Raw genomic sequence first — 26472 nt, forward strand, 5'->3', positions numbered from 1 at the left:
CTCAGACTGCGACGGCGCGTGCCGGCGCCGTTGCGATCCCGGCGAGCCGAACCACCTCGCCCACGATGATCACCGCCGGACCATCGATGCCGTTGTCGCGGATCAACGCCTCGAGACCGGCAAGCGACCCTGCCGCCACCTGCTGGTCCGGGCGGGTGCCGTTCTCAACGACGGCGACCGGCGTCGTCGGCGCCACGCCATGCTCGATCAGCCGCGCCGCCGTCCGCCCGGCGGTGGAGACGCCCATATAGATCACCAGCGTCTGCCGCAGCCGCGCCAGGGCTGCCCAATCCAGATCCGGCTCGCCGTACTTCGCGTGGCCGGTGATGAAAACCGCCGCCTGCGCGGCATCACGATGCGTGAGTGGAATGCCGGCTGCAGCGGCGCAGCCCGTCGCCGCCGTGATGCCGGGCACCAGCTCGACGTCGACGCCGTGACTGCGCAGATAGGCCAGCTCCTCACCGCCACGGCCGAAGACGAACGGATCACCGCCTTTGAGCCGTACCACCCGTCGGCCGGCGCGGGCGTGGGCAAGCATCAGCGCGTTGATCTCGTCCTGGGTCTTGCTGTGGTTGCCGTTCGTCTTGCCGACATAGAGACGCTCGGCATCCCGCCGCACATAATCCAGGATCTCTGGGCCAATCAGCCGGTCATGGATGACGACATCGGCCTGCTGCATCTGGCGCAGTGCCCGAAAGGTTAGGAGATCGGGATCGCCGGGTCCCGTGCCGACAATGGCGACCGTACCCGCCGACGACCTCGCCGCCTCCCGCCCGGCGCGCCCATTCACGAGTGCCAGCATCTTCTCGCGCGCCGCGGGCTCGTCGCCGGCAAGCACCCGCTCGGCGACAGGGCCGTCGAAGAACCGCTCCCAGAACCCACGGCGGACTGCTCCATCCGGCATGACCGCCCGGACAGCAACGCGGAAACTCTCGGCGAACTTTGCCAGCGAGCCCAGACGCGCCGGCAAAAGGCTCTCGATTGTCTGGCGCAGTCTCCGTGCCAGCACGGGTGCCGCACCGCCCGTTCCGATGGCGACGACGACCGGATCGCGATCGACGATCGCCGGCACGAGAAAACGCGACAGGTCCGGGCGATCGACCACATTGACCGGAACGCCCGCAATGTCTGCGGCGGCCGCGACGCGCTCGTCGACGGCAGTGATGCCCGTGGCGCCGATGACGACGGCGCGGTCGGTCGCGTCGCCGCCGACGAAGCCGCGGCGGATCACCCGAATCGCGCCGCGGTTGGCCAGGTCGGTGATCTCGTCATTGAACCGGGGCGCCACCACCGTGACGTCGGCGCCAGCCTTGAGCAGCAGACGCAGCTTTCGTGCCGCAATCTCGCCGCCACCGACGACGAGGCAGGGCCGCTGCTTCAGATCCAGAAATGCCGGGAAATAGTTCATCGGCCGTACTCCCACTCTGGAAAGCCCGGGCCCACGGAGAACGTCCCCGTGGCGCTTTAGCAATTGATGACGCGGCCGCAAGCTGCCCACTTCAAATCCCGCGGGTCCCTTACCGGGAGGACCAGGCCCGAACTCCACCTCGATCCCGAGGTCGCGACGCTCTGGAGAAGAGATTCACACTATGGGCGTCCCACTGTCAATATAATTACACTAGCGCACGACCGTATTTTAATTTGAACACTTTTTATGTGTTATTTTTGCGCAGAGATATTGACGCCTCCGCCCCATCCGCGGGAGGCGGACCGTCCTTATGGTCGTGATTCGTCCTCAGCCGGCTTTCAGCCCCAAGACCTTCGCGATCACGTCCTTCAGATGCTGCTGCTGGAACGGTTTCTGCAGGGTCGGGTGACTGCGGTACGGTTCGCGCACTCCCGTCTCGCCATAGCCGGTCGCGAAGGCGAAAGGAATGCCCCGCGCGATCAGCACGTCGGCCACCGGATAGGCTTCCTGTCCGTTCAAATTCACGTCGAGAATCGCGGCATCGAACGTCTCCCGCTGCGCCATCTCGACGGCCGTGTTGATGCGCGACGCCGTGCCGACGACCTCGTAACCGAGATCCATCAGCATGTCTTCCATAAGCATCGCCACCAGCATCTCATCCTCGACAACGAGGATACGCAAGCCCGCGGCCGAACCGTGTCCTTCCTGGCCGTCTGTCGAAGTCATAACTGCATACCTAAGTTGATAGTGGATGCTGATAGAGGCATTTCGATCGAATACGGCCTGCCGCGGAGTCGGCGCGCACGGATGAACGTACTCCTCTTGCCCCCGTCAACGAGGAAATCAGCCTTTCCCGCTGTCTCCACAGACCGCAGTCACGTGTGGAGAAGCCGCAGAGCGAGCTGTACGCTACCAAATTGTGGCCGTCATTGAAGATTACTTTCCTGCGACAATCAAGTCGAAGACGGACAGCCATCCCCCCCTGCTTCGCAGCGCGGTCCCGATCCTATCGAGCCAGCAGATATTCAATGGTCACCACCGCCCGAATCCGCTTCTCCGCCGATTGAAACTCCTGGATCATCGGCGACTCGTCGCGCGCCCGCACGACGATGACGCCTTGGTTCGCGCGCCGGATATCGCCGACCTTGCTGCCCGAGGTGGCCGCGAACTCCGCCGCGGCGTCCTTCGCCGCAAGCGTCGCGCGTCGGATCAGGTGCGGCTTCAACTCCTTCAGCCGCCCGGCCGTGACGATGTAGGTCGGCCCGCCGGCATCGTTGATGACGATCCCGCGCCGCACCAGCTCGCCGACGTCCTGACTGACCTTTGTCACCAAATCTATGTTGGACGACCGGATCAGGACAGCCTGGGCGAGCATGTAGCGCGAGTCCTCCGTCAGGCCCTCCGGCCGGTAGCCCATGGAGAAGAAGTCCTGCACCTCCAATCGCTGGGCTGCGAGCTCGTCCTCCCCGAACCCGTAGTCACGCAGATAGGCGGTGATCTGCTGGAGGGCATCGTCGATCCGGGCCTTCGTTCCAATCAAATCGCCGCCGGTCATGGTGACGCGAAGCGGATAGGTCGCCAGATCCGCCGCAGCCTCGATCTCCGCCACACCCTTGACCGTCACGAACCGATCATCGAGCCGCGACGCAGCTACGCCGCGCCCGGCGAGATAGCCACCGGCGGCCAACCCTGCGGCGATGAGAACCGCCGCGACGATGCCGAGAAATCCGAGAAGAAGCGCCGATCGCTGCATGAGAACCCCCTTCGGTACAAGCTCAGCCGACGATCGCCGGGTCCTATGGCGTTTGTAGGGCGGAATCGTGGCAGCGTTCGGAGAAGGTCAAGGCAGCGCGTTGAACCATTCTCAGTGCTCCTGCGTTGTTCAGGCTGGGCAAGGATTCCGCTAAGGATACGGAGCGCGAAGCCGGATGCGGTGGCGGGGCGGTCGGCGAAGTCAGAACATCGAGGACCGGCGCGGCATGCGGGTGTCGCGCGGCATCGCAGGCGGCGGAATCGGCGCAGTGATCCTTCTTGTGGCGGCACTGTTCTTCGGCGTCGATCCGAGCATCGTTCTTCAGAACGGGCCGACCTTCGAGGACACGACCTCTTCGCCTCAGGGTCAGCCGCCGACCGCCGGCGGTGAGCTGCCGGAGTTCGTGTCCGTCGTGCTGGCGGATACCGAGGATACCTGGCACGCGATCTTTCAGGAACTCGGCGGGACCTATCAGGAGCCGACGATGGTGCTGTTCACCGGCGCAGTTCAATCGGCCTGCGGCTTCGCGCAGGCGGCAGTCGGTCCGTTCTATTGCCCCGGCGACCGGCGGGTCTATCTCGACCTGAGCTTCTTCGAGGAACTGCGGACGCGATTCGGGGCCCCAGGGGATTTCGCCCAGGCCTATGTCATCGCCCACGAGATCGGCCATCATGTGCAGACGCTTCTGGGCATCACCCAAGAGGTCAATCGCCTGCGCGGCCAAGTGGGCCAGGTCGAGGCCAACGATCTGTCGGTCCGGGTGGAGTTGCAGGCGGACTGCTTCGCCGGTCTCTGGGCGCATCGCGCGCAACGGTCGCGTCAGATCCTCGAGGAGGGCGATATCGAGGAAGGGCTGAACGCCGCCAGCGCGATCGGCGACGATCGTCTGCAGCGGGAGTCCCGCGGCTATGTCAGCCCGGACTCCTTCACCCACGGCAGCTCGGCCCAGCGCGTCCGCTGGTTCGAACGCGGCCTCGCAAGCGGTGACCCGGCGAGTTGCGACACCTTCAGCGCGGACCGGATTTAGGCTCCCCTTCTGACATCCTGCGGCGCTCGAGCAGGCGCAGGCGGCTCAGCACCAGGTCGCGGTCGAGATAGCAGCCCTGCAGATGGCGTCGCCCGGTATTGGGGTCGAACGGCTCGCGGCCATGCAGCACCCGTGCGTTATCGAACGCCAGCATCTCGCCGGCGGCGAGCCGCGGGCGAAGCTGGAAACGCGGATCGCGCAGATAGCCCCACAGGGTCCGCAGCGCGCGATAAGTCGGCTCGACCTTCGCCTCGGGCAGGTCGAGCGCGGCGCGAAGCCAATTGTTGAAGCGGATCGACTTGAAGGCGCCCGCATGATCGAGCTCGATCGCCGGCGCCCGGTGGCGAATGTCGCAGGTTTCGTCTTGGAAGCGGAAATCGATCGGCTGCGTCGATAGAAGGTCGAAGGCCTCGGGGTCGCATCGGCGCAGCTCCTCGGCGGCGCTGAAGCCGTCGACCAGAATCGAGCCGCCACCCTCGGCCTCATTCGCGACGCAGAACAGAAGCTGGAAGTCCGGCGGCCAGCGCCAATTAGCGAGATCGGTGTGCGGCTCCAGGCCGATCGGCGTATAGGCGCTGGCGTTGGGGTTCGGCATCGAGACCACATCGTAGGAGGTGCCGAAGTTGGTCGGCCGAACCGGCCCTACGCGACCGGCGATGCGCAGGCCCTCGCCCGGCTCCGCCGGAGCGTTGCGCAGCAGGACCACGCCCCAGTCGCGCATCGCCGTTAGCCATTCGGCGAGACCGGCATCGGTTTCCATCACGGCCTTGTACTCGACGGTGGGGATCAATGCCGTTCCCGGGGAGTTCCCCAGAGCGTTCCAAGAACGGGGGTGCCAAGCCCGCTCCGCCCGTGCCCAATCGGAATAGCAGTGATGGCGGAGCCAGCCGGCATCGAAGCGACTGACATGCGGCGCGTCGCCGGGGCGTTCGGCGCCGAAGCGCACGAGGAGATGGCCGCCGAGAGTCGTTTGAGCCTCCTGGATCGTGATCCGCTCCGGCGCATCGATCAGCAGAAACTGCCGCTCCATCGCCTGCGGATGCCGGCAGGCGCTGCAGGCGCAGTTATCGCGCAGCCAGACGGCGTGAAAGCGGCTCTGCCGGCCATCATCCCAATCGACGATAACCCCGCCCTCCTCGCACCGTGCTCCGACGATCCGGCGATCGGTGGGATAGGCGGCGAGATCGCGCATGTCGATCGCCTCGGCTCTTGTATCGGAGGGAATCTCGGAACCTGTCATCGTCAGCATTGGTTGCGCCTGCGTTCTGAAATCATGATGTAATGGCGTTAGATTGCGGTTGTCAGCGCCAGCCGGCAAACGACTAATATCGGTCCTGAGACCAAGCTTATCTAATGGACGGTTCGGTATGGCTGACAGACTTCCGCCGCTCAATTGGCTGCGCGCCTTCGAGGCCGCGGGCCGGCATATGAGCTTCACGGAAGCCGCGCGCGAACTCGGAATTACCCAGTCCGCCGTGAGCCAGCAGGTGCGGTTGCTCGAGCAGCATCTCGGCCGCCTCCTCTTCCACCGGCTGCCGCGCGGCCTCAAACTCGCCGATGCCGGTGAGGCGCTCCTGCCCCTCGTTCGCGAGACCTTCGGGCGTTTGGCCGAAGGAACGGCCGAAATTTTCGGCCGCACCTCCGGGGATCGGCTGGCGATCCGGGTGACGCCGGCCTTCGCCGTCCTTTGGCTTGCGCCGCGCCTGCCGCGTTTCTACGCGGCCCATCCGGAGATCAAGTTGCGCATCATCAGCTCGACCTGGCTGGCGGATCAGTCCGACCCGGGCATCGATCTGGAGGTCCGGTATGGCAGGGGCAACGGGGCGGGTCCGCAGGCCGACCGGCTGACCTGGGACCATGTATTCCCGGTGTGCAGCCCCGCCCTATGCCAAGGTCCCCGGCGGCTGACCGCGCCGGCGGATCTGGCCGGCCACCGGCTGCTCCACGCCATCGGCTTCCGCGACGGCTGGGCGCACTGGCTCGCGCAGGCAGGCGTCGCCGATCAGGTCGATGCGGCCCGAGGCCAGGAATTCGATACGGCGATCCTCGCCCTGGACCTCGCCATGCAAGGGGCCGGTGTCGCGCTCGGCAGAACCTGCTTCGTCGCGCCGCTGATCGCCGCCGGTCGACTTGTCGCGCCGTTCGACGTCACGCTGACGACGGAGGAGGCCTTCTATGTCGTTTCCCCCGAAGGCCGGTCCGACAGCCAAGCGGCGCAGCTCTTCCGTCACTGGCTTCTCGCCGAAGCGAAAGCGCCGGCTTCCGAATAGCACGCGCCGGCACCAGAGAGCTTCAACCTTATTTACGAACAGACGAAACTATGAGAAAAATCAAAATCAAAATCGAATTCTGAATTAGCATTGTTCCCTCACTTCCTTTTAAGCTCATTCAGGCATGAGGAAGGGCATGATTGCTTGTGAGATTAATTTTCACCGAGAATGTGTCATGCGCCTGTTAAAATCGACAGGAAGCACACCGCCTATCGCCATTTCTGGCGCCGCCGGATGAGTGCCCGGCAGTATCAGTCCGGTCGCTCCGTGTGCCGAGGCCGGGAGGTCTGATGCGCTGGCCCCTCATCAATATGTCCCCGACCCTGTCGCTCTATTGGGGGGCGCTTGCACGCGCCGGCATTCTGATCACCGGCCTGCCACGTGACGCAGCCGGAAATTCGGCGGTGAACACTGCCGAAACGGGACTGTTGGATGGCCTTACGCCTTGCAGAGTATCATTGCCCCCGAGCGACATCCGGTCGGCCAGAATCAAGTCCTTGGATGCCTATTGGCATTCTCTTCGCGGCGACCGCAACTTCCCGGCGAAGCGCGACATCGATCCTGCCGAGATCAAAACCAGCCTGCCCTACATCAATATCGCCGAGATCCACGGTCAGCCGTTGCGCGTCCGGTATAGGCTGGTCGGCACCGAACTATGCCGGGTCTACAATGAAGACTACACGGGCAAATGGCTGCACGAGACGGACTGGGGCCCTCTTGTCGACCAATATGAGCAAATCTACCGAACGATCTTGGCGCGGCGGACGCCGATGTTCGGGGTCGGGCGGATTGAGTGGGAAGGCCGCATCATAACCTCCGAATGGGGAAAGTGGCCTCTCTCTGCAGATGGCATCACCATCACGCACTGCCTGGGAATGGCGGACTATGCTCATGTTCCGTCCAGCGATCCAGTGATGGCCATCGAGAAGCACTGATCGGCTGGGCCCACCCCAAGATGAACGCGTCAAAGCGAGACGAGGCTATTTGTCCGAGGCGCGCTGTTATCATCACATAGGTAATCTTCCCTATTCGAAATGGCATTACAGCAGGCCATTTTAACCTTTGATGCTTTGTTTTCACTAGGACGGCCGATGGCTTGCTCCAGACGAGCAGGCGCGGAGCCTGGTATCGGCTGCTGGTCGTCGGCGTGGGCAAACGCAACGAACAGGAACCGGCCGGTTATACGAGCGGGCGCATGCTTGCGTCGCTTGCCGATGCCTTTCCAGCCAACATCGCCCTGCTGGACCATAAGGGCACCATCATCGGCTTCAACAAGCATTGGAAACAATTCGCCCTCGATAATGGCTACGCCGGGAAGGACCTCGGCCTCGACATCAACTACATCGCGCTGTGCGAATCCGTAACCGGCGCTCCCGAGGTGGTCGCGACGGCGCGTGCGATGGCGGCCGGGCTGCGCGCCGTTCTGGCCGGCGAACGCGACAGCCTGCGCCTTGAATATTCCTGCCACTCGCCCCTGCGGCGGCGATGGTGCATAGCCATCGTGGCTCCCTTGTCCGGCCGGCGCCGCCGCGCCGTGGTCCTGCATCTCGACATCACCGATCGCAAGGAGGCCGAGGAGGCCCTGCGGCAGGCCCGCGACGTTCTGGAGCAGCGTGTGGAAGAACGCACGCGCGACCTGCAGAGCGAAGTCAACCGGCGCATCGAGGCCGAAACGGCGCTACGCGCAAGCGAGGAGCGCTATCGTGGAATCGTCGAGGATCAGACGGAGCTGGTCTGTCGCTATAGACCGGATATGACCATCACCTTCACTAACCCGGCCTATGCTGCGTATTTCGGTAAAACGCCCGAGTCGCTCGTCGGCCGTACGCTCCTCGACAATGTTCCCCCGGAGATGCACGCCCAATTGACCGACTATTTGGCCTCTCTGACGCCCGAGGCGCCGGTCGCCCGAACTGAATGGCGATCCGCCACGCCGGAGGGTGAGACCTATTGGCACATCTGGACAACGCGGGCGTTCTTCGGCGAGGACGGTGCGCCCGTCGAGTTTCAGGGTGTCGGTACCGACATCTCGGAATTGAAGCGAACCGAAGAAGCCCTTGTCCAAGAGAAAGCACGGGCGGAGGAGGCCAGCCGGGTGAAGTCGCAGTTCCTGGCTGCGGCCAGTCACGATCTGCGCCAGCCCTTGCAGACGATCGGCGCGCTCTGGGGTGTGCTATCGAAGCTGACCACAGGGGACGAAGCAACACGGGCCGTCCGCGCGCTCGGCGAGGCACACCGATCAATGGCGATCCTGCTCAACACCTTGCTCGACATCAACCGTCTGGAAGTGGGCGCCGACGCTCCGGAGCTTGGCGATTTTCCCATTGCCAAGCTTTTCGACCTGCTCTTCGGCGAGTTCGAGCCGTTCGCCCGGGCGAACGGGATCGAGTTGCGCGTCGTCCGCTCGGAGCTGATCGTTCACAGCGATTTCGGTTTTCTCAAGCAACTCGTGCAGAACCTCGTCTCCAACGCCGTGCGCTATACGCCGGCGGGCAAGGTTCTGATCGGCTGTCGGCGCCGTGGTCGTGACGTCCGACTGGAGGTCTGGGACACCGGCATCGGAATTCCCGCCGATCAACTCGGCCGTATCTTCGAGGAGTTCTACCAGCTCGGGAACGTCGCTCGGCAGCGTGACCACGGGTTCGGTCTGGGTCTTGCCATCGTCAAACGCGTGGCCGGCCTTCTGGGCCACCCCGTCACGGTGCGCTCGACGCCTGGCAAGGGCTCCGTGTTTTCCGTCACAGTACCGCGCGGTGCAACCCGGCACTTCGCGCGTGAGGCCGTCCCGCCCGAAGGATTTGCTCCCGAGGCGACGGATGCGCTCCTGCTCCTCATAGAAGATGATCCCGCGGTGCTCGACGCCCTGGCGATAATGCTGAGGCTGGAAGGCTTCCCTGTGGCCGTCGCGGCGAGCGGTGCGGACGCCCTGAAGCAGATGACGACAGCCGAGGACTTGCCGATGGTCATCATCGCCGACTACCGGCTGCCGGGCAACGAAACCGGTCTCGATGCCGTGAATTGCATCCGCCAGCGGGCCGGCTGGCTGGTCCCCGCCATCATCCTTACCGGGGAGATTCTGCATCGCGAGGTCGACGCAATCGAGAAGGCCGGCCTTGCGCTGCTCCGCAAGCCCGCCGCGCCCGATGAACTCCTCGCGCTGATCCGGGCGGCGCTGCGGTCGTTACCTCAATAAGGCTCCTCCCCAGCGAATGTCGTCCGATACATCAGCCGGCGCTGCCCGTCATAATCGTTGATCGCATAGTGAAGCGTCGCCCGATTGTCCCAGATCGCCACGGCGCCCGGTGTCCAGCGAAAGCGGCAGGTGAATTCCGGCCGCACGGCATGCTCATAGAGCCGTTGCAGCAGAGGGCGGCTGTCTTCGGCCGACATTCCCTCCAGACGGGTCGTGTAGATCGGATTGAGGAACAGGGCCTTGCGGCCGGTCCAGGGGTGGGTTCGCACCGCCGGATGGACGACCTCGCGATCCGCCTCCGGATCGCCGCGCTGGATATGGATCGAACGGCTGAGCCGCAGGTCCGACGCCGGCGCATGCTTCACGCCGTAGGGTGCCCCCACATGCACCGCCCCTCGCCCATCGACCACCGCCTTCAAGTCGTCCGGAAGCGTCTCGTATGCGATGATCTGGTTGGCCCACAGCGTGTCGCCGCCGAACGGCGGCACCTCGACGCCAAGAAGCACCGATCCCCCGGGTGGACGGGGAAGGAAGCTGAAGTCGGAATGCCACGCGCCGCCGAAGACGCTGATGCCAGTTTCGCCCGCTTCCTTGAGGACGGCGACGATGTAGGGTTCGTCGGCCAGCGGTTCCACATAGGGCACTGCCATCAACTCACCGAACGCACCCGTGAGCCGCTTCTGGCTGGCGACGTCGAGCTGCTGATCCCTGAAGAACAGGACCAAATGCTCGCCAAGTGCCTTGCGCAGACCTTCGGCAAGGTCGTCGCGCAGCGGCCCGGCAAGGTCGACGCCCTTTACTTCGGCCCCTATCGTTCCGGCGACTGGTTCAAGATCCATCCTGCTGGCCTCACTGCGACGTTGATCGAAACGCAGCTAACCACGCATCGGAATGCGAGCACAACCGTCAGCGAATAGCCTCTGATGCGCTATCCGATCCGTGGCCGGTGTTTCCGAACGACCTCGACCACGCCGGCAATGGTGGCGTCCGGTCCGGCGATCCAGCGATATTTCCGACTGAACGTCGCGAGCGCCGTTTCATACTGCCGACGGAGCGCCTCCGCCCCGACCAAGAGGACGTCGTCGGGCGCCCCATAGCGATCGCCCATCGCCTTCAACTCGTGGCCGATGAGAAGCCCCGAGAGATAGGATGCGATGGCCTCGGACCCGAGGCCGCCATAGAGATGCCGGCTGCGCGCGGTGAACAGGTGATCGAGCAGACCGCCGCTCCGCTTCGCCACGTCGAGCCCCAGCCGGAAGGCGGTTTCGGACCATGGCGCGCCATGATCCACAGGCCGGCCCAGGATGGTGTGGTCGAGAACCGCCTGATACAACTCGCCTGTGACAGAGGTCGCGAAGTCCACCAGCACGCCCTCCTCCACCCGCGCCCACTTGGCATGCGTGCCCGGAAGACAGAGGACGGCGTCGCGGCGGCCGGCCAACAAAAGCGCGCCGAAGATCTGCACCTCCTCGCCGCGCATCACGTCGATTCTATCCGTCGCGCTGTCCTGGAGCCGCACGCCGGGAATGATCCAGGCATCCGCCATGCCCGGGGCGGCCACGGCATGCTCGACGAGTCCCTCCGCTCCCATCGGCAGGGGCGGCTGCGGGGCGGTCAGCCAGCCAAGAGATGAGCCGACCATGCCCGCCATGTAGACCGGCGGCCGCAGCCGGCCCGGATCGTCGCGCCAGCGCGACAGCATGGCCTGACAATATGTCGGAAAATCCTGCCGCTCCAAGGCGCGCATGCCATGCCCGGTGGGGATCTCGTCCAAGCACCGGCCGCTGCCGACGTCCACCAGCCATGCCCGGAACGAGGTCGTGCCCCAATCGACGACGACGACTTCGCCGGCCCCGCGGTCCACGATCAATGCCGACGGAGACGGTTGTACTCGGCCACCAGATCACCGGCGATGGCGCCAACTTCCGCGGCCGACTGGCCGGGCACATACAGGTTGGTGCCGAAGCCGAAGCCATCGGCACCGGCAGCGTGGAAATCCTCCATGGTCTGGAGATTGATGCCGCCGACCGGAATCAGCTTTGTGCCGCTAGGCAGCACGGCACGGATGTCCCTCAGATAGGCCGGCCCCATCCGCGAGGCGGGAAAGACCTTCAAGGCCCGTGCCCCGTGCCGCACCGCCTGGATCGCCTCGCTCGGGGTCAGGCAGCCGATGAGCGGAACCAGCCCCGCACGCGCGGCGGCTTCTATAACCTCCACCTCGGTGTTCGGCGTGACCGTCAGCGAGGCGCCGAGAACGGCGAGGCGCCCGCAATCCTCCGGGTGGAGTACGGTTCCGGCGCCGGTCAAGACCTCGGGCGGGCAGTGCTTCGCCAGCCGCGCAATACTCTCGAAGGCATCCGGCGAGTTAAGCGGAACCTCGATCATGCGAAAACCGGCGCTCATCAGGGCGTCCGCGACCAGGAGCACCTCCTCCGGCCTGACGCCGCGCAGGACCGCCACCAGCGGCATCTCGTCCATTACCTTGTCGAAAACATCGGTCATTACCTACCCTCCTTTGCATCGCGCCAGCTTAGCGTGGCACGCCGGTCGACGGCCGACGGCACGACGCCGCGCGATGCGTCGGACACCATTTCCATCACGTTGCTCGCGGCGATGTCGAGCCTCCGGTGAGTCATGCGCGCCATGCGGGCGGCATGCAGGTCGCGGCGCTCGGCAAGCGTCGTCGGATCGCACGCCTCCTCCCGGCCCTTCAACAGAGCGTTGCGATCCAGGAGATCGATTCGCCGCTTCGTCAGCCTCAAGCGCAAAATGTCGCCGTCCTTCAGGAAGCCGATGCCACCGCCGGCAAAAGCCTCCGGCACGGTGTGGCCGATGCAGGCGCCCTTGGTGACACCGGAATAGCGGCCGTCGGTCATCAGGATCGACGATACCTCGAGAATGCGATGGTGGCGCAGATTCTGGCTCGGCGAGAACATTTCCGGCATGCCATAGGCCATCGGCCCCTGCCCCGCTATGATGAAGGCAAAGGACAGCAGGCGCTTTTCCAAGAGGTGGTGGTGGTCGGACAGGTCGGCGTTCACCGGACCGCCATTGCGGGTGACCACGGCACGTGTCAAGGCCTCGTCGAGACCGTCCGTACCCTTCAGGCGGTCGACAAGGTCGCGGGCGGCGAAATCTGCGTTGCAGAGATGCTCGTTCTCGTAATAGCGGACGATGAACAGGTGATCGTCAAAGTGGTCGTACTGCGCGTCCGACATGCCCGACAGCTTGACCACGCAGCTTTCGAGGAAGCTTCCGGTCAACACCTCCACGCCCGACCTCTTGCGCACGGGCGCCGTCCGGATCACCGCCTTGTCGCCGAGCGTCGGGTCGACCGGTGTCATCAGCCCCTCGGTGCGCTGCCGCCACGTGGCCCCAGTGACCGTAGGGGCATCCAGGTCCATCGGAATCCCAAGATCATGGAGAACCCGGTACAGGCTTTCCATGCCGCGATGCTGACCGGCCATGAACTGCTGCGCCAGGACGAAGGTATCGCGGTTCTCGGTCAGGCTGTGGGCGAAGACCTCCGGCACCGGCGTCGCGTCGCGCAGGTCGCGATAGCTGTCGATGGTCACGTCGAAGCCGGCGTGGCGCATGATGCAAGGCAGATGCAGGAGCATGTTGCTGGACGAACCTGTCGCGTTGTGGATGCGCACGACGTTGGCGAAGTTGGCCCTCACCAGACTGCAGAGGCTGAAGTCCGGCTTGTTCAGCAAGAAGAACAGGCCGTCCACGCCCTTCGCCACCGTCTCGTCTCCCGGCAGGCCTGTCAGCAGCTCCAGCTCGGGCGGGGTCAGGCCGAATGCGGCCAGCATCGTCCGCGAGCTGTTGCCCGTGCCGTTGAAAGCGCAGATGCCGCCATGGCTGTCGCAGGTATGCTCGGCCAGCTCGTTGAGCAGCCGGCGCTCCGTGTCGGCGTCGATCAGATCGAGGTTCCGTGCGCGTTCGAGCTGTCCGGCGAAGGCCTCGTCGGATGAGCATTGGAGGATGTATCTCAGGTTCTCCTCGATATCCTCGCCGAGTTCGGCGTGACCGTCCGCGCGCGCCTTGGCGGCCAGGGTCTGGAGCTCTTGTCGGGTCGCGGACGGGATCTTGCCGCCCTTCAGCACATGCTCCGGGGCGAAGACCGCCCAGACCGGCGCTTGGTTGCCGCGATGGCGGCGGGCCACCTCGGCCGCGGCGAGGCCGGAGAGAATCGCGGTCGGGCTCTTGTCGCAGCCCGCGAGCACATAGGCCGCGTGATAGCTATGACCCTCGAAGGTGATGTTGACCGCCGCCGCGGTGTGATTGCGCGAGGCGAGGCTGTAGCTCTGGCCGATATTGTTCTGCGCGGTGCCGTCGCAAATCACCGGAACCGAAAATAGAAAGGGCACGCCGCCGTTCTGCCAGATGCGTGCCGCCGCCATCAGCGCGTGCGTCCGGTCGAGGAGGTGCGCAGGATGGTCCGGCGACCCGGCGATGATGGCGACGCGCGGCCGGTTCGCCACCAGGCGCAGCACCACCTCCTTCACGGTCACGTCTGACAGATCGGCAAGCATATTGCCGGGTCGAAGGTTCTTCTGCGCGTCGTTCAAAAGATTGACGACGGTGATAGGCTCGTTGGCGAGACCCTGAATGCAGTCCCGATAGGGGTTGTGCGCCTCCTCGATGACGATAGGTGCGTTCGGAAGCGTTACCATTCGGCGACGCTCCCATCATCGTGGCGCCAAGTCGGATTCCGCCAGCGATGGCCCTCTTTGGCGCGCTCGATGACGAACGCCTCGTTGATTTCGACGCCCAGGCCGGGTCCCGACAGGATCGGCAAATAGCCGTCGGCGATCTGCAGCGGCGCCGGATCGACCAGATAGTCGAGGACGTCGTTCCCCGTGTTGTAGTGGATACCCATGCTCTGTTCCTGGATGAACGCGTTGTGCGCCACGGCATCCAGCTGCAGCGACGCCGCCAGCGTGAGCGGCCCCAGCGGACAGTGCGGGGCAATGGCGACGTCATAGGTCTCGGCGAGGACGGCGATCTTCCGCCCCTCCGTGATGCCGCCGCAATGGCTGAGGTCCGGTTGCAGGATGTCGACATGGCCGGCCTCGAGGATCGGCCGGAAATCATAGCGGCTGAACAGCCGCTCGCCGGTCGCGATGGGATAGCCGAGCCCGCCGGCGATCTGCGGAAGGCAGTGCAGATGCTCGGGCAGGACCGGCTCTTCCACGAACAGCGGATGGAAGGGCTCCAACTCGCGCAGCAGCGCCTTCGCCATCGGCCGGTGGACGCGGCCGTGGAAGTCGATGGCGATGCCGATATCCGGCCCGACGGCCGCGCGCGCCTCGGCAACGCGCGCCACGGCCTCGTCGATCTTTCGATGGCTGTCGACGATCGCCATCTCGGGGGAGCCGTTCATCTTGAAGGCCGTGAAGCCCTTGGCGACGACCTCCGCGGCGTTGCGGGCGATGTCGGCCGGGCGGTCCCCGCCGATCCAGCAATACATGCGCATCCTGTCGCGCACGGCTCCGCCGAGCAGCTCGTGGACCGGCACGCCGAGCGCCTTGCCCTTGATGTCCCAGAGCGCCTGGTCGATGCCGGCGATCGCGCTCATAAGGATCGGGCCGCCGCGATAGAAGCCGCCGCGATAGAGGGTCTGCCAGATATCCTCGATGCGGCGCGGGTCGCGACCGATCAGATAATCCGACAGCTCGTGCACGGCTGCCTCGACTGTCGCGGCGCGACCCTCGATAACGGGCTCGCCCCAGCCGGCGACACCTTCGTCGGTTTCGATCTTGAGGAACAGCCAGCGCGGCGGCACCGGCCAGGTTTTCAGCGCGGTGATCTTCATGGCGCGGCTACTCCAGAATCCACATGGCGACCTGCGGGTAGAACAGAACGAGAGACAGCACGATCAGCTGCAGGATGATGAAGGGCGCGACCGAGCCGAAGATGTGCTTGAGCGTGATCCCCGGCGGCGCGACGCCCTTCAAATAGAAGGCCGCCGGCCCGAAGGGCGGGCTGAGGAAGCTGACCTGCATGTTCAAGCAGAACAGGATGCCGAACCAGATCGGATCGTAGCCCAGCTCCTGGACGATCGGCACGAAGATCGGCAGGGTCAGCATCGCGATCCCGATCCAGTCCAGGAACATGCCCAGGACCATCAGGATCAGCATCATCACCATGATGATGACGATCGGAGCGGCGTCGATGCCCAGGATCGTGCTGGACACGAATCGATTGCCGCCCATCAGGTTGTAGACGCCGACCAAGGTCGCGGCGCCGATGCCAATCCAGACGATCATGCCGCAGGTGTTGATTGTCTGGACGACGCTTTCATGGAGGAGACGGCCGGTCAGCTCGCGACGAAGAGCGGTGCCGGCGACAACGCCGGCGACACCCATGGATGCCGCCTCCGTGACCGAGGCGATCCCGCCATAGATGGTGCCCAGGACGAGGAAGGCGATCAGCGCCGGCAGAATGATCGATTTCAACGCCTGCAGCTTCTCCCGACCCGCCATGTGGGCCTCCTGGGCCGGCAGCGGAGGACCCAGGTCGGGGTTCCGGATGCAGCGGAACAGGACATAGGCGACGTAGGACAGCATCAGGATGGTGGCGGGCGTGATCGCCGCCGTGAACAGGTCGGCGATGGAGACGCTCGCCATCAGACCGTAAATGATCAACACGATCGACGGCGGCATCATGGTGCCGAGCGAGCCACCGGCGCATACGACGCCGATCGAGATGTTGCGGTCATAGCCGAGGCGCAGCATCTGTGGCAGCGCGAGGATACCGAGAAGCACGATCTCGCCGCCGATGATCCCGGACATGGCGGCGAGGAAGAACGCGACCACCAATGTCTGGACCGCCACCCCGCCGGGCAGCCGGCCGGCCAGGATGCGCATGCCGTTGAACAGGTCGCGGGCGATGCCGGAGCGGTCGAGCAGCGACGCCATGAACACGAACATCGGGACGGCAACCAGCGAATATTCGGTGATGAAGCCGTAGATGCGGCTCGTGATGAGCGGCAGCGCGTTCGGACCGAACCATCCGAAGGTGAAGACCAGCGCCACGAGCCCCGTCACGAAGGCCAGCGGCAGCCCGGTCAGCAGCAACAGGAATATGCTTCCGACCAGGACATAGGTACCCAGCTCGATGCCGAGCGCGTCGAGACCAAATCCCACCTCAATTCTCCTGGCGCGCGGGCTTGTCGTCGTACCCTTTGGTACGGAGCGCGCCGACGAGATGGAGAATGGTCTGAATGACCATGATGATCGCCGCCAGCAAGATCACGCCCTTGATCAGGGCCGGGAAGACCGGATTCCAGGAGGTCCCGGACCGTTCGAGTTGAAAGGCCCCTGTCGGGCTGAAGAAGGCCTTCTCCGACATCACAAGGCCGGCATAGGTAAGTCCTGCTAGAAAGAGGAGGGTGGCGAGGGCGTTGAAGATGTCCAAGGCGCGCCGTACCCGCGGCGACGCCGCGTCATACAGAAGCCGCACGCGGATATGCTTGTCGCGGGCAAGCGCCACTGGGCCGCCGATCGCGAAGATCAAAGCGATCAGGAAAACCGTCGTCTCATGCACCCACGAGGTGGGGTTATCGAAGGCGTAGCGCATGACCACTTCATAGACGCTGATGAGCGCGGCCGCGAACACCAGCCATGCCAATACTACACCGGCCTTGTCGATGGCGCGGTCGAAACCCGTGCGGAGATGCCCCTCCTGCCCGCTATGGCGGATAGGCTGCTGGCCGGCGTCGGTGTCGGACAGCTCCTCCATCGCGTGCCGGTCGCTGATCTCGCGATCGTCGTTGTTCATGGCGAAAGCCTCTGGCAGGCAGCCGCCCTATATGGCGGCTTGTCCCGGAAGAACGGACGGCGCGGCCGGCCATCGGCCGGCCGCGCCGCACGCGATCACATCAGGTTGCGTTCGGTGAGAAAGGTCGTGACGGAGTCGTAGATCTTCTGGGTCATCTCGTTCCGGGATGCCCAGTTCTCCCACTCCTCCTTGGCGATGTTGCGGAACTTCTTCCGCTCTTCCGCCGGCATATCGATGATCTCGATATTCGGATCCTTGCGGGCCTCCTGGACCGCCGCAATATCGTTCTTCTTCAGCTCGAAGACCATGGTATAGGCCAAGTCATCGACCGACGTCTCGAGAATGGCCTTGAGATCCTCGGGCAAGCCGTCCCACACCTCCTTATTGATGGACACCGCCACCATCGGAAGCGAATGGAAACCCGGATAGTTCGGGTATCTTGCGAACTGGTGGAGGCCCTGGGCCTGATTAGTCGCGAATACGGTGTAGTCGGCCGCATCAATGACGCCCTTCTCCAGCGAGGTGTAGACCTCCGAGCCCGGCAGGTTCACCGGGGCGGCGCCGGCCTTGCTGAAGATGTCATAGACCATGCCCTCGGGAGCGCGCAGCTTCAGGCCCTTCAGGTCCGCGACGGCGCGGATCGGCCTCTTCGACGGAAGCGACTCGAGGCCGGTCGCGGCAGCGCCGATCAGGTGCACGCCATAAGGCTCGACCAGTTCGTTGTACAGCTCCTCGCCGCCGCCATGCTTCATATATTCAAGGAACTCGAGCGGGTCGCCCCACGCGCCGACCAGATTGCCCAGCATGGAGAAGGCCGGGTCGCGGCCGGAGAAGTAGCTCGGGTCGGTCAAGTGCCCCTGCAGGATACCGGCTCCGACGGCGTCGAGCGTCTGGTTGTGCGGGACCACCGCGCCGGTCGGCAGGATCTCGATGCTGATGCGGCCGCCGGACATCGTCTGGACATTGTCGGCCCACTGCTTCTTCAGCTCGAACTGCGGCTCGCCAGCCGTCTCCGAGGTCTGGAACGTCCATTCGTACTCGGCGGCCAGGGCCGAGCCTCCCAAGGCAACCGCCACTGCGGTCGCCGCGGCGACTCCCGAAATGCGCCTCACGGCGCCTAGAAACGTCTCACGAAACATCGCTTCCTCCTTGCTGGTTTCGATGATTGTCGTTGTTGGTCGGCGGCGGAACGGGATCCGCATCGCCCTGCCCCCCCGAGGTCGGGAGAAGCCGGCTCCTCCACAGGAAGAGCAGCGGGTCGTCCGCCTTGCCCGCCGCTTCGAGCTTGAGGTCGAAGGCGGTACGCGCCATGACGTGGCGGGCCGCGTCGAAAGCCTCCTCCGGGCGGCGCAGGCGAATGCATTCCATGAGGTGGCGGTGGCGCTGCAGGCTGTCGCGCAATTCTTCCGCCGTATCGTTCGAGGTTCGCACCACCAGCATGATCGAGGGGCGCAGAATGTGCGCGAGCTGGGCCCAGACGAGATTGTGGGTCGCGCGATAAATGGCTGCGTGGAACGCGACGTCGTAGTCGCTGAACGACTGGCCTTCCCAGAGCGCATCCGCGTCGTCGCCGATCAATCGCTCCATGCCGGTAAAGGCTTCCTCCATGGCGAGGAGATCGCGGGCCTTGGCCCGGTTGGCCGCCATCGCCGCGATATAGGGTTCCGTCGCGTGGCGGAACTCAAAGATTTCGCGCAGGAACTCGGGGTTCGGCGGCGCGTACTGCGCCATCCACCGCGTCACCAGCGGATCGAGGATGTTCCAGTCGCGATACTCCTCAACCACCGTTCCATGTCCGGAGACGCGCGTGACAATGCCGAGCGACGACAGGATCTGCAGCCCGCTGCGGACCGACGGCCGGCTCATGCCGAACCTCCCGCACAGCTCGGCTTCTTTCGGAAGGAGGTCGCCCGGACTGTAGCGGCCGGAGAACAGATCGCGCGCCAGATGCTCGGCCACTTGATTGCCGAGGTCGCGCGCCGGGTTGCTGGCCGGAGGAGCGGCGGACATTGATGTCTCTTCCAGTTTTCGCAACCGTTCTAGCGTATGTCTGACATATACTGCAATAAGGTCTTACATTGCAGAGTCAATGTCATCGCAGTCATCGTGCGGCGTCAAGTAGCGGGGCGCGAGCGGCGGCGGCGGGATCGTAGCCTTGACCATGGGCGAGGACGGCGCGCTTGTGGCAGCCGGGGATGCGGTCCGGCTACGGCGCCGTCGAACCCACTCCGACAGGCGATGTCGTGCTGGAGGCCTTATCGTCTACGGTCATCTAATGACGCGGTCCGGAGCGACCAGACTGCCTGTGAAGTTCCTCGATCGTGGCGAGCGCCGCCTTTAGACCCTCAACTGTCTCTCGGGCGATCGCCAGGACGATCGGGATCCGATGGTTGACCTGCAGCTCCAGACACGGCTCCCCTCTATGCGAAACCGCTGGCCTTGATCGCGTTACCACAGGGATCTGCGTTATCGCGGTTTCCGGGATGGGCTCGTCGCCAGCTTGCAGGTGGCTGAGGATCGATACCGCCAGGAGGCCGGCTGTGCCGCGCAGAAGGCTGAGCGACTGAGTTCCCGACGCGGCATCGTGCAGCTCCACCAGGATTTCGCCTGTCTGGGTGTCCTCGCTCAGATTGCTGAACATGACGACTGGAACAGCGGTAGCCATTGCTTACCTCGTCCTTGGCGTCTGCGGCAGGGGGCTAAAGGAAGCGTTGCCCACCCAGCGTTACACCGTGCACCGAGGAATGCACCGAGGCCTTGATCTGGATCAAACGCCCAGCAGCAGTTAATCGGATGTAAACTGCGGCGGCACGTCCTCGGTTCCCCTCACGACATTGGCGTCACCGGCTCGGCCGAGGCCTGCGGGTGCAAGCGTCAGCGGCTCGCGCAGATCGAAGTCGGGACCGAGGCAAATCTGAGTCCGCCGCCGGGTCGGGTGTTTCCGGTGGTCGAGTGCCAGTTCAGCCGGAGCCGCCCGTGACGACGGCGCCTCTCATCCGGGCCCTTGGCGAGACTTTCATACGCACTTGATCTTGTTGAAAAATCAAGCGTTGGCGGAGGGAGGGGAACTGGCGTCCAACCTTCTCCGCTGGGCGGCACCGTACTAAGCCAACGATCAAGGGCCTTGGTGTTCAACGTTGGCGAGCACCTCGACGATGCGGTCAGCAACATACGTCACTTCGCTCTTCAGGTCGCCATCCAACTTGATCGGAAGCCACTGCAGATTGAGCAGTTCCGGTGGCACTTCGGGCGGCGAGAACGGGCCGTAGGGTGCAGCGTCGCGGTGGGCGCAAGCAGGTCGTGACGCCGGGCGGGATCGGCAGGCCGGTCTTGAACGAGCCATCGCGTCCCGACAATGCTCTGGTTCATGCCCTCGCCCGGGCCCATGGGTGGAAGCGGATGCTGGAAAGCGACCGGTATCCTTCGATCGGGGCGTTGGCCGGGGCCGAGAAGGTGAACGAGTCGCATCTCTGCCGGATGCTGCGGCTGAATCTGCTCGCGCCGTATGTCGTTGAGGTGATCGCCAATGGGGATCAGCTGAAGCGTCCCACTCTCGCCGACTTTCTCCGGCCGCTCCCGGCGGAGTGGTCGTCTCAGCGAGCATTCTGATCGGAGCTGCCGCTCAATGATCGCGCTCAGCGTTCGGCCTGCTCCCGTCAGCCTCGCATAGATCAGCAGGCCACCTGCCGATTGTCGGTTCGGGGATGCTCCCTTTAGACTCGGTGGGTTCGCAGCCCGTGATTTGGCGTTCCTTCCGAGCCCGGATGACGACCGTGCTCACGGCATCAAGACCCAGCATGAGAGTTCGAATTCAGCTTCCAAGCGGAAATAAAACGCTGCCTGCTGCTACTTCGCTTTCTGACCCAACCCGGACTGTGCGAAGTAGGACGGCTGCGCTCCGCACGATGACGCACCTGTCCTCTCAAATCACGCGAACATTGCCGGATTGACCTCGTCGACCATTGTGATGACATCGGCCGGGATGTTCGCGCGGGCCGCCGCCCGCCTAATAGCATCGGCGTCGGACGCCTCGTAGAGGCAGTAGGTCTTCCGTTTGTCTGCGCTCAGGAATGAGAAGATCCACTTGACCCCTTCCTCGTCGTTGATGCGTTCGATGCGGTCGTTCCCCTCCTCCCATGCGGCCAGTTCCAGCTCCTCGGCGAAGTTCCGCTCAATGATAAATCTCGGCATGGTCTCGCCTCCGATGTGCCGGCCCCACCGCGCAGCGCCAACACGTGTTGTTCGCTCAATGTTCGTGGCTGCGTAGCTTGCGCCTCAGTGCCACCATGTCAAGCCGGATCGCCGTCTCCAATGCCTCATCCATCAACGCGCGTGCACGCATTGCGTCGCAGTCCCGGCGGCAACGGCGCAGCATCTGCGCATGTGCGTATTGCGTATGCGCGAGCCACGGCCAGGCACGCATCGCACGATTGGTCGCGAGCGCCGCTTCGAAGTGCTCCTCGGCGGCGTCCCAATTGCCGAGAACGCCGGCTAGTGCGCCGAGATAGCGCCCTGCGGCACCGTAGCAGACGGTCGTGACTCCTGCCGTGACGGTGAGGTCCTTGTAGGGGGTCAACAGCTCGTAAAGCTGCTCCGAGCGCGCCTCGTCCTCAAGCGCGACGCAAACCTCGGCCAGATAAGCCAGCGTCGTGCTGTGCTTGGCATCGAGCGGGAAGGCGAACTCGGCCTCCGCGAGCTCGTCCAACATCCTGCGCGCCGGCTTCTGAAAGCCCAGGTCGCAGGCGATCAGCGCGAAGCCCGGTTTCCAAGCCGCCCGGTCGGGGTTTTCGTCCAGAAGCCGCTTGATGACCGGCGCGACCTCGGCGAGCCGCCCCTGCTCGCGGCGGATCGTGAACATCTGAATGCCGTAGATGCCCTCCACCTGTTCGCCCACGGTCCGATGCCCCATTTCCAGGGCTGCCTCGGCGTGTTGTTCAGCGGTCGCGAGATCGCCTTCGAGGATGGCCTGCATGGCGCGCCCGTGCCGGGCGATCCATTGTATCAGCATCCGCTGCCGCCCCTCGCCCAGGACGGATAGCTTCTCGAGAGCCTCGTCCATACGCGCGCGGTCGCACATCTCGGCCGAGACGTATACGTCCAAGCTGAGAACGCGGCCCCGCGAATCATCGTCGTCCAAGGCATCCGCCAGCGCGAACATTTCGTCGATGCGTACGCGCCAGTCGGCCAGATCAGACGTGGACCTGGCACTGGCCGGGAAGAAGAAGCCGCTGATGAGGCTGTTCAGGAGCGCCATACGATCATCGATCCGCCGCGCCAGCTCCAGGGCTTGGCGGTTGTAGGTCATGGCGCGTGTGGCGTTGCCGGCGAGCAGATTGGCACGGGAGAGGCGGCTGGTAACTTGGCATCGCATCCTCTCATCACCATCGGCGAGCTGCGTCCAGGCCTCCTCGAGGAGCGCGATGCCTTCATCGACCGGTTCGTTCGACAGGAAAAGACTGTTGTCGAAGCCCATCGCGGCCTCGACGAAAGCGGCCACGTCGCCGCGCTCGCGCGCCATCTGCGCCGCGGCGCGAAGGTGAATAAGCGCATCCGAAAGGCGGCCAGCGGCCTCCAGAGCGCGACCGAGGAGTAGCCGGGCTCTGAGCGCCTGGCACCCCTTCGCGTCGGAATCCCGAAGTTCCGCGGCCGTTGCGAGCACGTGCTCACAATGACTGACCGCCTCGTAGTTCGCCGACCGCTTGAGCGCGCGCTCCGCCGCGCGCGTCCAGAAAGGCAGAGCCTGCTCGGGCAGTCCGGCCTCCGAGAAATGGTGCGCGATCAGCTCTGGTTGCGTCTCCGCAACCTCACCATGGTCCGCGAGTAGGATCTCGCCGATGTGGCGGTGATGGTGCCGGCGGGTGCGATTGAGTAAAGCCTGATAGGCTACGTCCTGGATCAAGGCGTGGCGGAACACATAGGCGCCCCGAACGACACCGCTCGGCACCACGAGCTGGGCTCGCCCAAGATGCTCCAGAGCCTCCGCCAGAGCCGAGTCGTCCCGCCCGGTCGCCTTCCTCAGGAGCCCCTTGCTGAATTCCCGCCCGATCACCGAGGCGACGAGGGCAACATGCCTGGCCGTGCTGGGCAGCCGGTCAAGCCGCGCCATCAACGATCCCTGCAAGGTCGCCGGGATGGCGACGGTATCTGCCTCACCCGCGCCTTGGCGCTCGAGGAACCCTCGCGTCAGTTCCTCGACGAACAGAGGAATACCATCGGTACGCGACATGACGTCGTCAACCAACGTGTTCCTCGGCACGGCGCCAAGGATGTTGCTCACCAGCTCGGCGATCTGCGTGCGATCGAGCCTACTGATGGACAGGGTAGCAGCGTGGCTGAAGTCCGTAGCCCAGTCGGCGCGCCAGTCCGGCCGGTGCGTCGTTACCATCATGACCGGCAGATTGGCGATACGGGCGGTCGCCCGCCGGAGCACCTCCTCGGTCGTCGGATCGATCCAGTGAGCATCCTCGACGATCATCAGAACCGGCGAGCGTTGTCCGAGCAGAACCAATCGATCGACCAGCATGGCCAGAGTCTGCTCCTTGAGGTCATGAGGAACGAGGTTGAGCCTCGGATACTGGTCTCCCGTGTCGACCGACAGCAGCTCGGCGTAGATCGGCGCTACCGCGGTGATATCCTCGTATAGGTCGCGCAGGAGGCGCTCCAGCTTCTCGATGCGTGCGGCTGCCGCGTCCTGAGCGACAAAGCCCGCCAACAGCCGCAGGCGCTCGATCACCGGATGCAGCGTGCTGTGCGTATGATAGGGAGAGCATTGCAGCCGGATCAGCTCGTGCGGCACCTGCGCCGCGTGCTCGGCCAACGCTTGCACGAGCCGCGACTTGCCGATGCCGGCTTCACCGGTGACGAAGACTGTCTGTCCCCGACCAGTTCGGGCGATCGCCCAGCGCTCCCGAAGCATGCCGAGTTCATGCACCCGGCCGACAAAGGCCGATAAGGGGCCGCCGCGCGTCGCCTCGAAACGACTCTCCACATGCCGTTCATCAAGGATCCGAAAGACGGGCACCGCCTGCTCGAAACCCTTGAGTTGTTGTTTTCCCCGATCCTCGAGCTCGAAGGCCCTGCCAATGAGCTTGCATGTCTCGGATGCCACCAGCAGCTGCCCGGGCTCTGCGGTCGCCTGAATCCGTGCCGCCAAATTGGGAGTCTCGCCCGCAATCGCGCCTTCCTCGCGTCCGCTCGGGCCGACCAGATCGCCGACGACGACATGGCCGGTGGCGATTCCGACCCGCGCCGCGAGAGTGGCTTGGCCCGGCAGTCGGATCGTCTGCACCGCGGCGAGCGCTTCCATGCCGGCGCGCACGGCCCGTTCCGCATGGTCCTCATAAGCCATCGGCCAGCCGAAATACGCCAGCACCCCATCGCCGAGGTACTTGGCCACGTGGCCGCCATAGCGGGTCACTGCGCCCGCCACAGCGTCCTGGTAACGCCGCATCAGATCGTGCATGTCTTCGGGATCGTGCCGTTGCGATAACTCGGTCGAGCCTACGAGGTCGCAGAACAGGACGCTCAGAAAGCGGCGCTCGGCTTCTTTCGACGGCTCCTTGGACGACGGCCCAGGGAACGACGGCCCAGGCTCCATGGCGGCGGAATTGCCCCCGGGACCCGGCTGCGCCTTGAGCTCGGTCGCGAGCTCGGCGATTGCCGCGAGCAGGATCCTCCGGTGACCGAGTGAAACGCCGAGCTCGCGCAGGTCGGTCTCTGTCAGGTGCGGAAGTGCCCGGACGTCGACGTCATTCCCGACGAAGGCTTCCGCGTACTGCCCGAGTTTGAGCTCGCCCAGCCAGTTCTCTATCGAGGTGCTCATGCCATGAGCTCGCAACCAGTGGGAGCGTCGACACCAAAGGGGAGCGAATCCCCCGCTCAACCGCTACGACGCGGCAGGCGGGATGTTCTGGTTCACGCGGAACAGGTTCTCGGGATCATATCGACTCTTCACCCCGGCGAGCCGCTCATAGTTGGCGCCGTACGTCGCCTGCACACGCGATGGTTCTTCATCCTGCATCATGAAGTTGACGTAGCCTCCCTCGAGATTGAACGGGTGCACGGCTTCCCAGTACTGCCGTGCCCAACGTTTCAGATAGGGCGCCTTGCCCGGATCGGGGTCGATGCCGGCGATCACCATCGACCACGTTGCGTCGCGCGGGCTCCACGCCGTCGCATCCGCCGCCACGCGATGCACCGCGCCATCGATCGGATAGAGATGCACCAGTGACAGCTCGCTCGGCGTCTTCGCGGCCTGCTCCAGATGCGCGTCGATGGCCTCGTCGGGCAGATCCTTCACGAAATCGCCCTTCCAGTACCATTGCAGGCCGAGCGGCAGCAGGGGATCGAACAGTCCCTGCAGGGCAGGGAACGGCATGGTCGCCATGCCGTCGAGCAAAGGCGGCGGCAGGGTCTCTCGCACTGGCCGCATTGCCGCGACGCCTTCTTCCTCGGAACCGTCGTAGCACGAGATCAGTTCGGGGTTCACCCGCACCCCTTTCATCTGCGACAGATCGATCATCAGCCCGCCATCGCAGCTACCCAGCCCGCCACCGTTGTGGCCGCCGCCGCGGATAGCGATGAGGAGACCGTGCACTGCCCGATCAATGCCGGTCGTTTGTCGATCATGGCGTTGTAGAGTCGCCGGGCTTCTTCGTAGCCTTGATCCGATGGCCCCATCACATTGCCGCGCAGAGCACTTCGAAGCTCCTGAATTTCCGGCTCACCAAGCATCTGTATCTCCAATGCTGAGGCTTGAGCCAAACTCCGGCATACGGTCCGTCGCCGGGGTCCGGCGCAGGCACATGCGTCAAGATCGGCTTGTCCCTTTAGGCCGAGATGCGCCAGTTGACGCCTTCTAGAAACCGACGATGCGCCGTTCCAAGACGATAGGCAAGGAGCCGAGGGCTCGAACCAGCCCCCGAGATCTCACCGAACGACGTCCTGACACTTGCGCCCTGCGTTTCGGTAGCGTCCGGAGGATCTCGGCGAACCGGCTGCGCGGTCGCCCTCTCATCAGCTTGAGTGGTTAGC

23 protein-coding genes are annotated in these 26472 nt (G+C 64.5%); 5 read left to right on the forward strand and 18 right to left on the reverse strand.

Features of this window, described 5'->3' with window-relative positions:
• Window position 1: 1 nt before the first annotated feature.
• The 3 genes from cysG to DT069_RS06600 form a co-directional block, all read right to left on the reverse strand.
• Window positions 2–1408 (reverse strand): siroheme synthase CysG, encoded by a 1407-nt coding sequence (gene cysG / locus DT069_RS06590; RefSeq protein ID WP_119459495.1) that lies wholly within the window; start codon window positions 1406–1408, stop codon window positions 2–4.
• Window positions 1409–1735: 327 nt separating this feature from the next.
• Entirely contained in the window at window positions 1736–2134 is a 399-nt protein-coding gene (locus tag DT069_RS06595) for a response regulator (RefSeq protein WP_119459496.1), read from the reverse strand.
• Window positions 2135–2414: 280 nt separating this feature from the next.
• Window positions 2415–3161: an SIMPL domain-containing protein gene (locus tag DT069_RS06600; protein WP_119459497.1), complete on the reverse strand. Its 747-nt coding sequence runs from the start codon at window positions 3159–3161 to the stop codon at window positions 2415–2417.
• Between the two features lie 175 nt (window positions 3162–3336).
• Between DT069_RS06600 and ypfJ the strand changes: the two genes are divergently transcribed.
• Entirely contained in the window at window positions 3337–4188 is an 852-nt protein-coding gene (gene ypfJ, locus DT069_RS06605; protein WP_119459498.1) for a KPN_02809 family neutral zinc metallopeptidase, read from the forward strand.
• Here ypfJ and DT069_RS06610 read toward each other — a convergent pair.
• The gene (locus tag DT069_RS06610) at window positions 4169–5437 is read right to left on the reverse strand and encodes a TauD/TfdA family dioxygenase (protein ID WP_425450059.1); all 1269 of its coding nucleotides are present in this window, start codon (window positions 5435–5437) and stop codon (window positions 4169–4171) included. The two genes, ypfJ and DT069_RS06610, sit on opposite strands and share 20 nt — an antisense overlap.
• Window positions 5438–5555: 118 nt before the next feature.
• Between DT069_RS06610 and gcvA the strand changes: the two genes are divergently transcribed.
• The 3 genes from gcvA to DT069_RS06625 all read left to right on the forward strand — a co-directional run bounded on the left by gcvA (window position 5556) and on the right by DT069_RS06625 (window position 9651).
• Window positions 5556–6458 (forward strand): transcriptional regulator GcvA, encoded by a 903-nt coding sequence (gcvA, locus tag DT069_RS06615; RefSeq protein WP_119459499.1) that lies wholly within the window; start codon window positions 5556–5558, stop codon window positions 6456–6458.
• 497 nt (window positions 6459–6955) lie between these two features.
• A complete protein-coding gene (locus DT069_RS06620; RefSeq protein WP_162913022.1) occupies window positions 6956–7393 on the forward strand; it encodes a PAS domain-containing protein in 438 nt (145 codons plus the stop codon).
• 161 nt (window positions 7394–7554) lie between these two features.
• Window positions 7555–9651 (forward strand): PAS domain-containing hybrid sensor histidine kinase/response regulator, encoded by a 2097-nt coding sequence (locus tag DT069_RS06625; RefSeq protein ID WP_119459501.1) that lies wholly within the window; start codon window positions 7555–7557, stop codon window positions 9649–9651.
• On the opposite strand, the gene DT069_RS06630 is transcribed toward DT069_RS06625, so the two are convergent.
• The 10 genes from DT069_RS06630 to DT069_RS06675 form a co-directional block, all read right to left on the reverse strand.
• A complete protein-coding gene (locus tag DT069_RS06630; RefSeq protein WP_119459502.1) occupies window positions 9645–10490 on the reverse strand; it encodes a TauD/TfdA dioxygenase family protein in 846 nt (281 codons plus the stop codon). The two genes, DT069_RS06625 and DT069_RS06630, sit on opposite strands and share 7 nt — an antisense overlap.
• Before the next feature lie 89 nt (window positions 10491–10579).
• Window positions 10580–11515 carry a 2-dehydro-3-deoxygalactonokinase gene (locus tag DT069_RS06635; protein WP_119459711.1) on the reverse strand — a complete coding sequence of 312 codons (936 nt, stop codon included), beginning with the start codon at window positions 11513–11515 and terminating at the stop codon, window positions 10580–10582.
• Between the two features lie 2 nt (window positions 11516–11517).
• Window positions 11518–12153 carry a 2-dehydro-3-deoxy-6-phosphogalactonate aldolase gene (locus DT069_RS06640; RefSeq protein ID WP_119459503.1) on the reverse strand — a complete coding sequence of 212 codons (636 nt, stop codon included), beginning with the start codon at window positions 12151–12153 and terminating at the stop codon, window positions 11518–11520.
• Window positions 12153–14330, reverse strand: coding sequence for a dihydroxy-acid dehydratase domain-containing protein (locus DT069_RS06645; protein ID WP_119459504.1), 2178 nt, complete (start codon window positions 14328–14330; stop codon window positions 12153–12155). Before DT069_RS06645 ends, DT069_RS06640 begins: the two co-directional genes overlap by 1 nt.
• Entirely contained in the window at window positions 14324–15472 is a 1149-nt protein-coding gene (gene dgoD / locus DT069_RS06650) for a galactonate dehydratase (RefSeq protein WP_119459505.1), read from the reverse strand. Before dgoD ends, DT069_RS06645 begins: the two co-directional genes overlap by 7 nt.
• A 7-nt stretch (window positions 15473–15479) precedes the next feature.
• Window positions 15480–16805 carry a TRAP transporter large permease gene (locus DT069_RS06655; RefSeq protein WP_425450060.1) on the reverse strand — a complete coding sequence of 442 codons (1326 nt, stop codon included), beginning with the start codon at window positions 16803–16805 and terminating at the stop codon, window positions 15480–15482.
• Between the two features lies 1 nt (window position 16806).
• The gene (locus DT069_RS06660; protein WP_119459506.1) at window positions 16807–17439 is read right to left on the reverse strand and encodes a TRAP transporter small permease subunit; all 633 of its coding nucleotides are present in this window, start codon (window positions 17437–17439) and stop codon (window positions 16807–16809) included.
• Window positions 17440–17534: 95 nt separating this feature from the next.
• The gene (locus DT069_RS06665) at window positions 17535–18578 is read right to left on the reverse strand and encodes a TRAP transporter substrate-binding protein (RefSeq protein WP_119459507.1); all 1044 of its coding nucleotides are present in this window, start codon (window positions 18576–18578) and stop codon (window positions 17535–17537) included.
• Window positions 18568–19449 (reverse strand): FadR/GntR family transcriptional regulator, encoded by an 882-nt coding sequence (locus tag DT069_RS06670; protein WP_162913023.1) that lies wholly within the window; start codon window positions 19447–19449, stop codon window positions 18568–18570. The genes DT069_RS06665 and DT069_RS06670 overlap by 11 nt, the downstream gene beginning before the upstream one ends.
• Before the next feature lie 262 nt (window positions 19450–19711).
• On the reverse strand, window positions 19712–20104 hold the full coding sequence (locus DT069_RS06675; RefSeq protein WP_119459508.1) for a hypothetical protein: 393 nt from the start codon (window positions 20102–20104) through the stop codon (window positions 19712–19714).
• Between the two features lie 605 nt (window positions 20105–20709).
• Between DT069_RS06675 and DT069_RS06680 the strand changes: the two genes are divergently transcribed.
• Window positions 20710–21048 carry a hypothetical protein gene (locus DT069_RS06680; RefSeq protein WP_425450061.1) on the forward strand — a complete coding sequence of 113 codons (339 nt, stop codon included), beginning with the start codon at window positions 20710–20712 and terminating at the stop codon, window positions 21046–21048.
• A gap of 318 nt (window positions 21049–21366) precedes the next feature.
• On the opposite strand, the gene DT069_RS06685 is transcribed toward DT069_RS06680, so the two are convergent.
• From DT069_RS06685 to DT069_RS24900, 4 genes are all read right to left on the reverse strand, one after another.
• Window positions 21367–21630, reverse strand: coding sequence for a nickel-binding protein (locus DT069_RS06685; RefSeq protein WP_119459510.1), 264 nt, complete (start codon window positions 21628–21630; stop codon window positions 21367–21369).
• A gap of 55 nt (window positions 21631–21685) precedes the next feature.
• Window positions 21686–25261 (reverse strand): adenylate/guanylate cyclase domain-containing protein, encoded by a 3576-nt coding sequence (locus DT069_RS06690; protein ID WP_119459511.1) that lies wholly within the window; start codon window positions 25259–25261, stop codon window positions 21686–21688.
• 63 nt (window positions 25262–25324) lie between these two features.
• A complete protein-coding gene (locus DT069_RS06695; protein ID WP_425450062.1) occupies window positions 25325–25960 on the reverse strand; it encodes an FAD-binding oxidoreductase in 636 nt (211 codons plus the stop codon).
• The gene (locus DT069_RS24900) at window positions 25960–26172 is read right to left on the reverse strand and encodes a hypothetical protein (RefSeq protein ID WP_425450063.1); all 213 of its coding nucleotides are present in this window, start codon (window positions 26170–26172) and stop codon (window positions 25960–25962) included. Before DT069_RS24900 ends, DT069_RS06695 begins: the two co-directional genes overlap by 1 nt.
• Between the last annotated feature and the right edge of the window lie 300 nt (window positions 26173–26472).

Source organism: Virgifigura deserti, assembly GCA_003576685.1.
GTDB classification, from domain to species: domain Bacteria; phylum Pseudomonadota; class Alphaproteobacteria; order Dongiales; family Dongiaceae; genus Virgifigura; species Virgifigura deserti.

Bases quoted from the DNA above. Each gene is read 5' to 3' on its own strand.
- DT069_RS06660 (WP_119459506.1), bottom strand. From the start codon at position 17,439: ATGAACAACGACGATCGCGAGATCAGCGACCGGCACGCGATGGAGGAG.
- DT069_RS06600 (WP_119459497.1), bottom strand. From the start codon at position 3,161: ATGCAGCGATCGGCGCTTCTTCTCGGATTTCTCGGCATCGTCGCGGCG.
- DT069_RS06670 (WP_162913023.1), bottom strand. From the start codon at position 19,449: ATGTCCGCCGCTCCTCCGGCCAGCAACCCGGCGCGCGACCTCGGCAAT.
- DT069_RS24900 (WP_425450063.1), bottom strand. From the start codon at position 26,172: ATGCTTGGTGAGCCGGAAATTCAGGAGCTTCGAAGTGCTCTGCGCGGC.
- cysG (WP_119459495.1), bottom strand. From the start codon at position 1,408: ATGAACTATTTCCCGGCATTTCTGGATCTGAAGCAGCGGCCCTGCCTC.
- ypfJ (WP_119459498.1), top strand. From the start codon at position 3,337: ATGCGGTGGCGGGGCGGTCGGCGAAGTCAGAACATCGAGGACCGGCGC.
- dgoD (WP_119459505.1), bottom strand. From the start codon at position 15,472: ATGAAGATCACCGCGCTGAAAACCTGGCCGGTGCCGCCGCGCTGGCTG.
- DT069_RS06685 (WP_119459510.1), bottom strand. From the start codon at position 21,630: ATGCCGAGATTTATCATTGAGCGGAACTTCGCCGAGGAGCTGGAACTG.
- DT069_RS06695 (WP_425450062.1), bottom strand. From the start codon at position 25,960: ATGATCGATCTGTCGCAGATGAAAGGGGTGCGGGTGAACCCCGAACTG.
- DT069_RS06690 (WP_119459511.1), bottom strand. From the start codon at position 25,261: ATGAGCACCTCGATAGAGAACTGGCTGGGCGAGCTCAAACTCGGGCAG.
- DT069_RS06665 (WP_119459507.1), bottom strand. From the start codon at position 18,578: ATGTTTCGTGAGACGTTTCTAGGCGCCGTGAGGCGCATTTCGGGAGTC.
- DT069_RS06595 (WP_119459496.1), bottom strand. From the start codon at position 2,134: ATGACTTCGACAGACGGCCAGGAAGGACACGGTTCGGCCGCGGGCTTG.
- DT069_RS06640 (WP_119459503.1), bottom strand. From the start codon at position 12,153: ATGACCGATGTTTTCGACAAGGTAATGGACGAGATGCCGCTGGTGGCG.
- DT069_RS06645 (WP_119459504.1), bottom strand. From the start codon at position 14,330: ATGGTAACGCTTCCGAACGCACCTATCGTCATCGAGGAGGCGCACAAC.
- DT069_RS06610 (WP_425450059.1), bottom strand. From the start codon at position 5,437: ATGCTGACGATGACAGGTTCCGAGATTCCCTCCGATACAAGAGCCGAG.
- gcvA (WP_119459499.1), top strand. From the start codon at position 5,556: ATGGCTGACAGACTTCCGCCGCTCAATTGGCTGCGCGCCTTCGAGGCC.
- DT069_RS06630 (WP_119459502.1), bottom strand. From the start codon at position 10,490: ATGGATCTTGAACCAGTCGCCGGAACGATAGGGGCCGAAGTAAAGGGC.
- DT069_RS06675 (WP_119459508.1), bottom strand. From the start codon at position 20,104: ATGGCTACCGCTGTTCCAGTCGTCATGTTCAGCAATCTGAGCGAGGAC.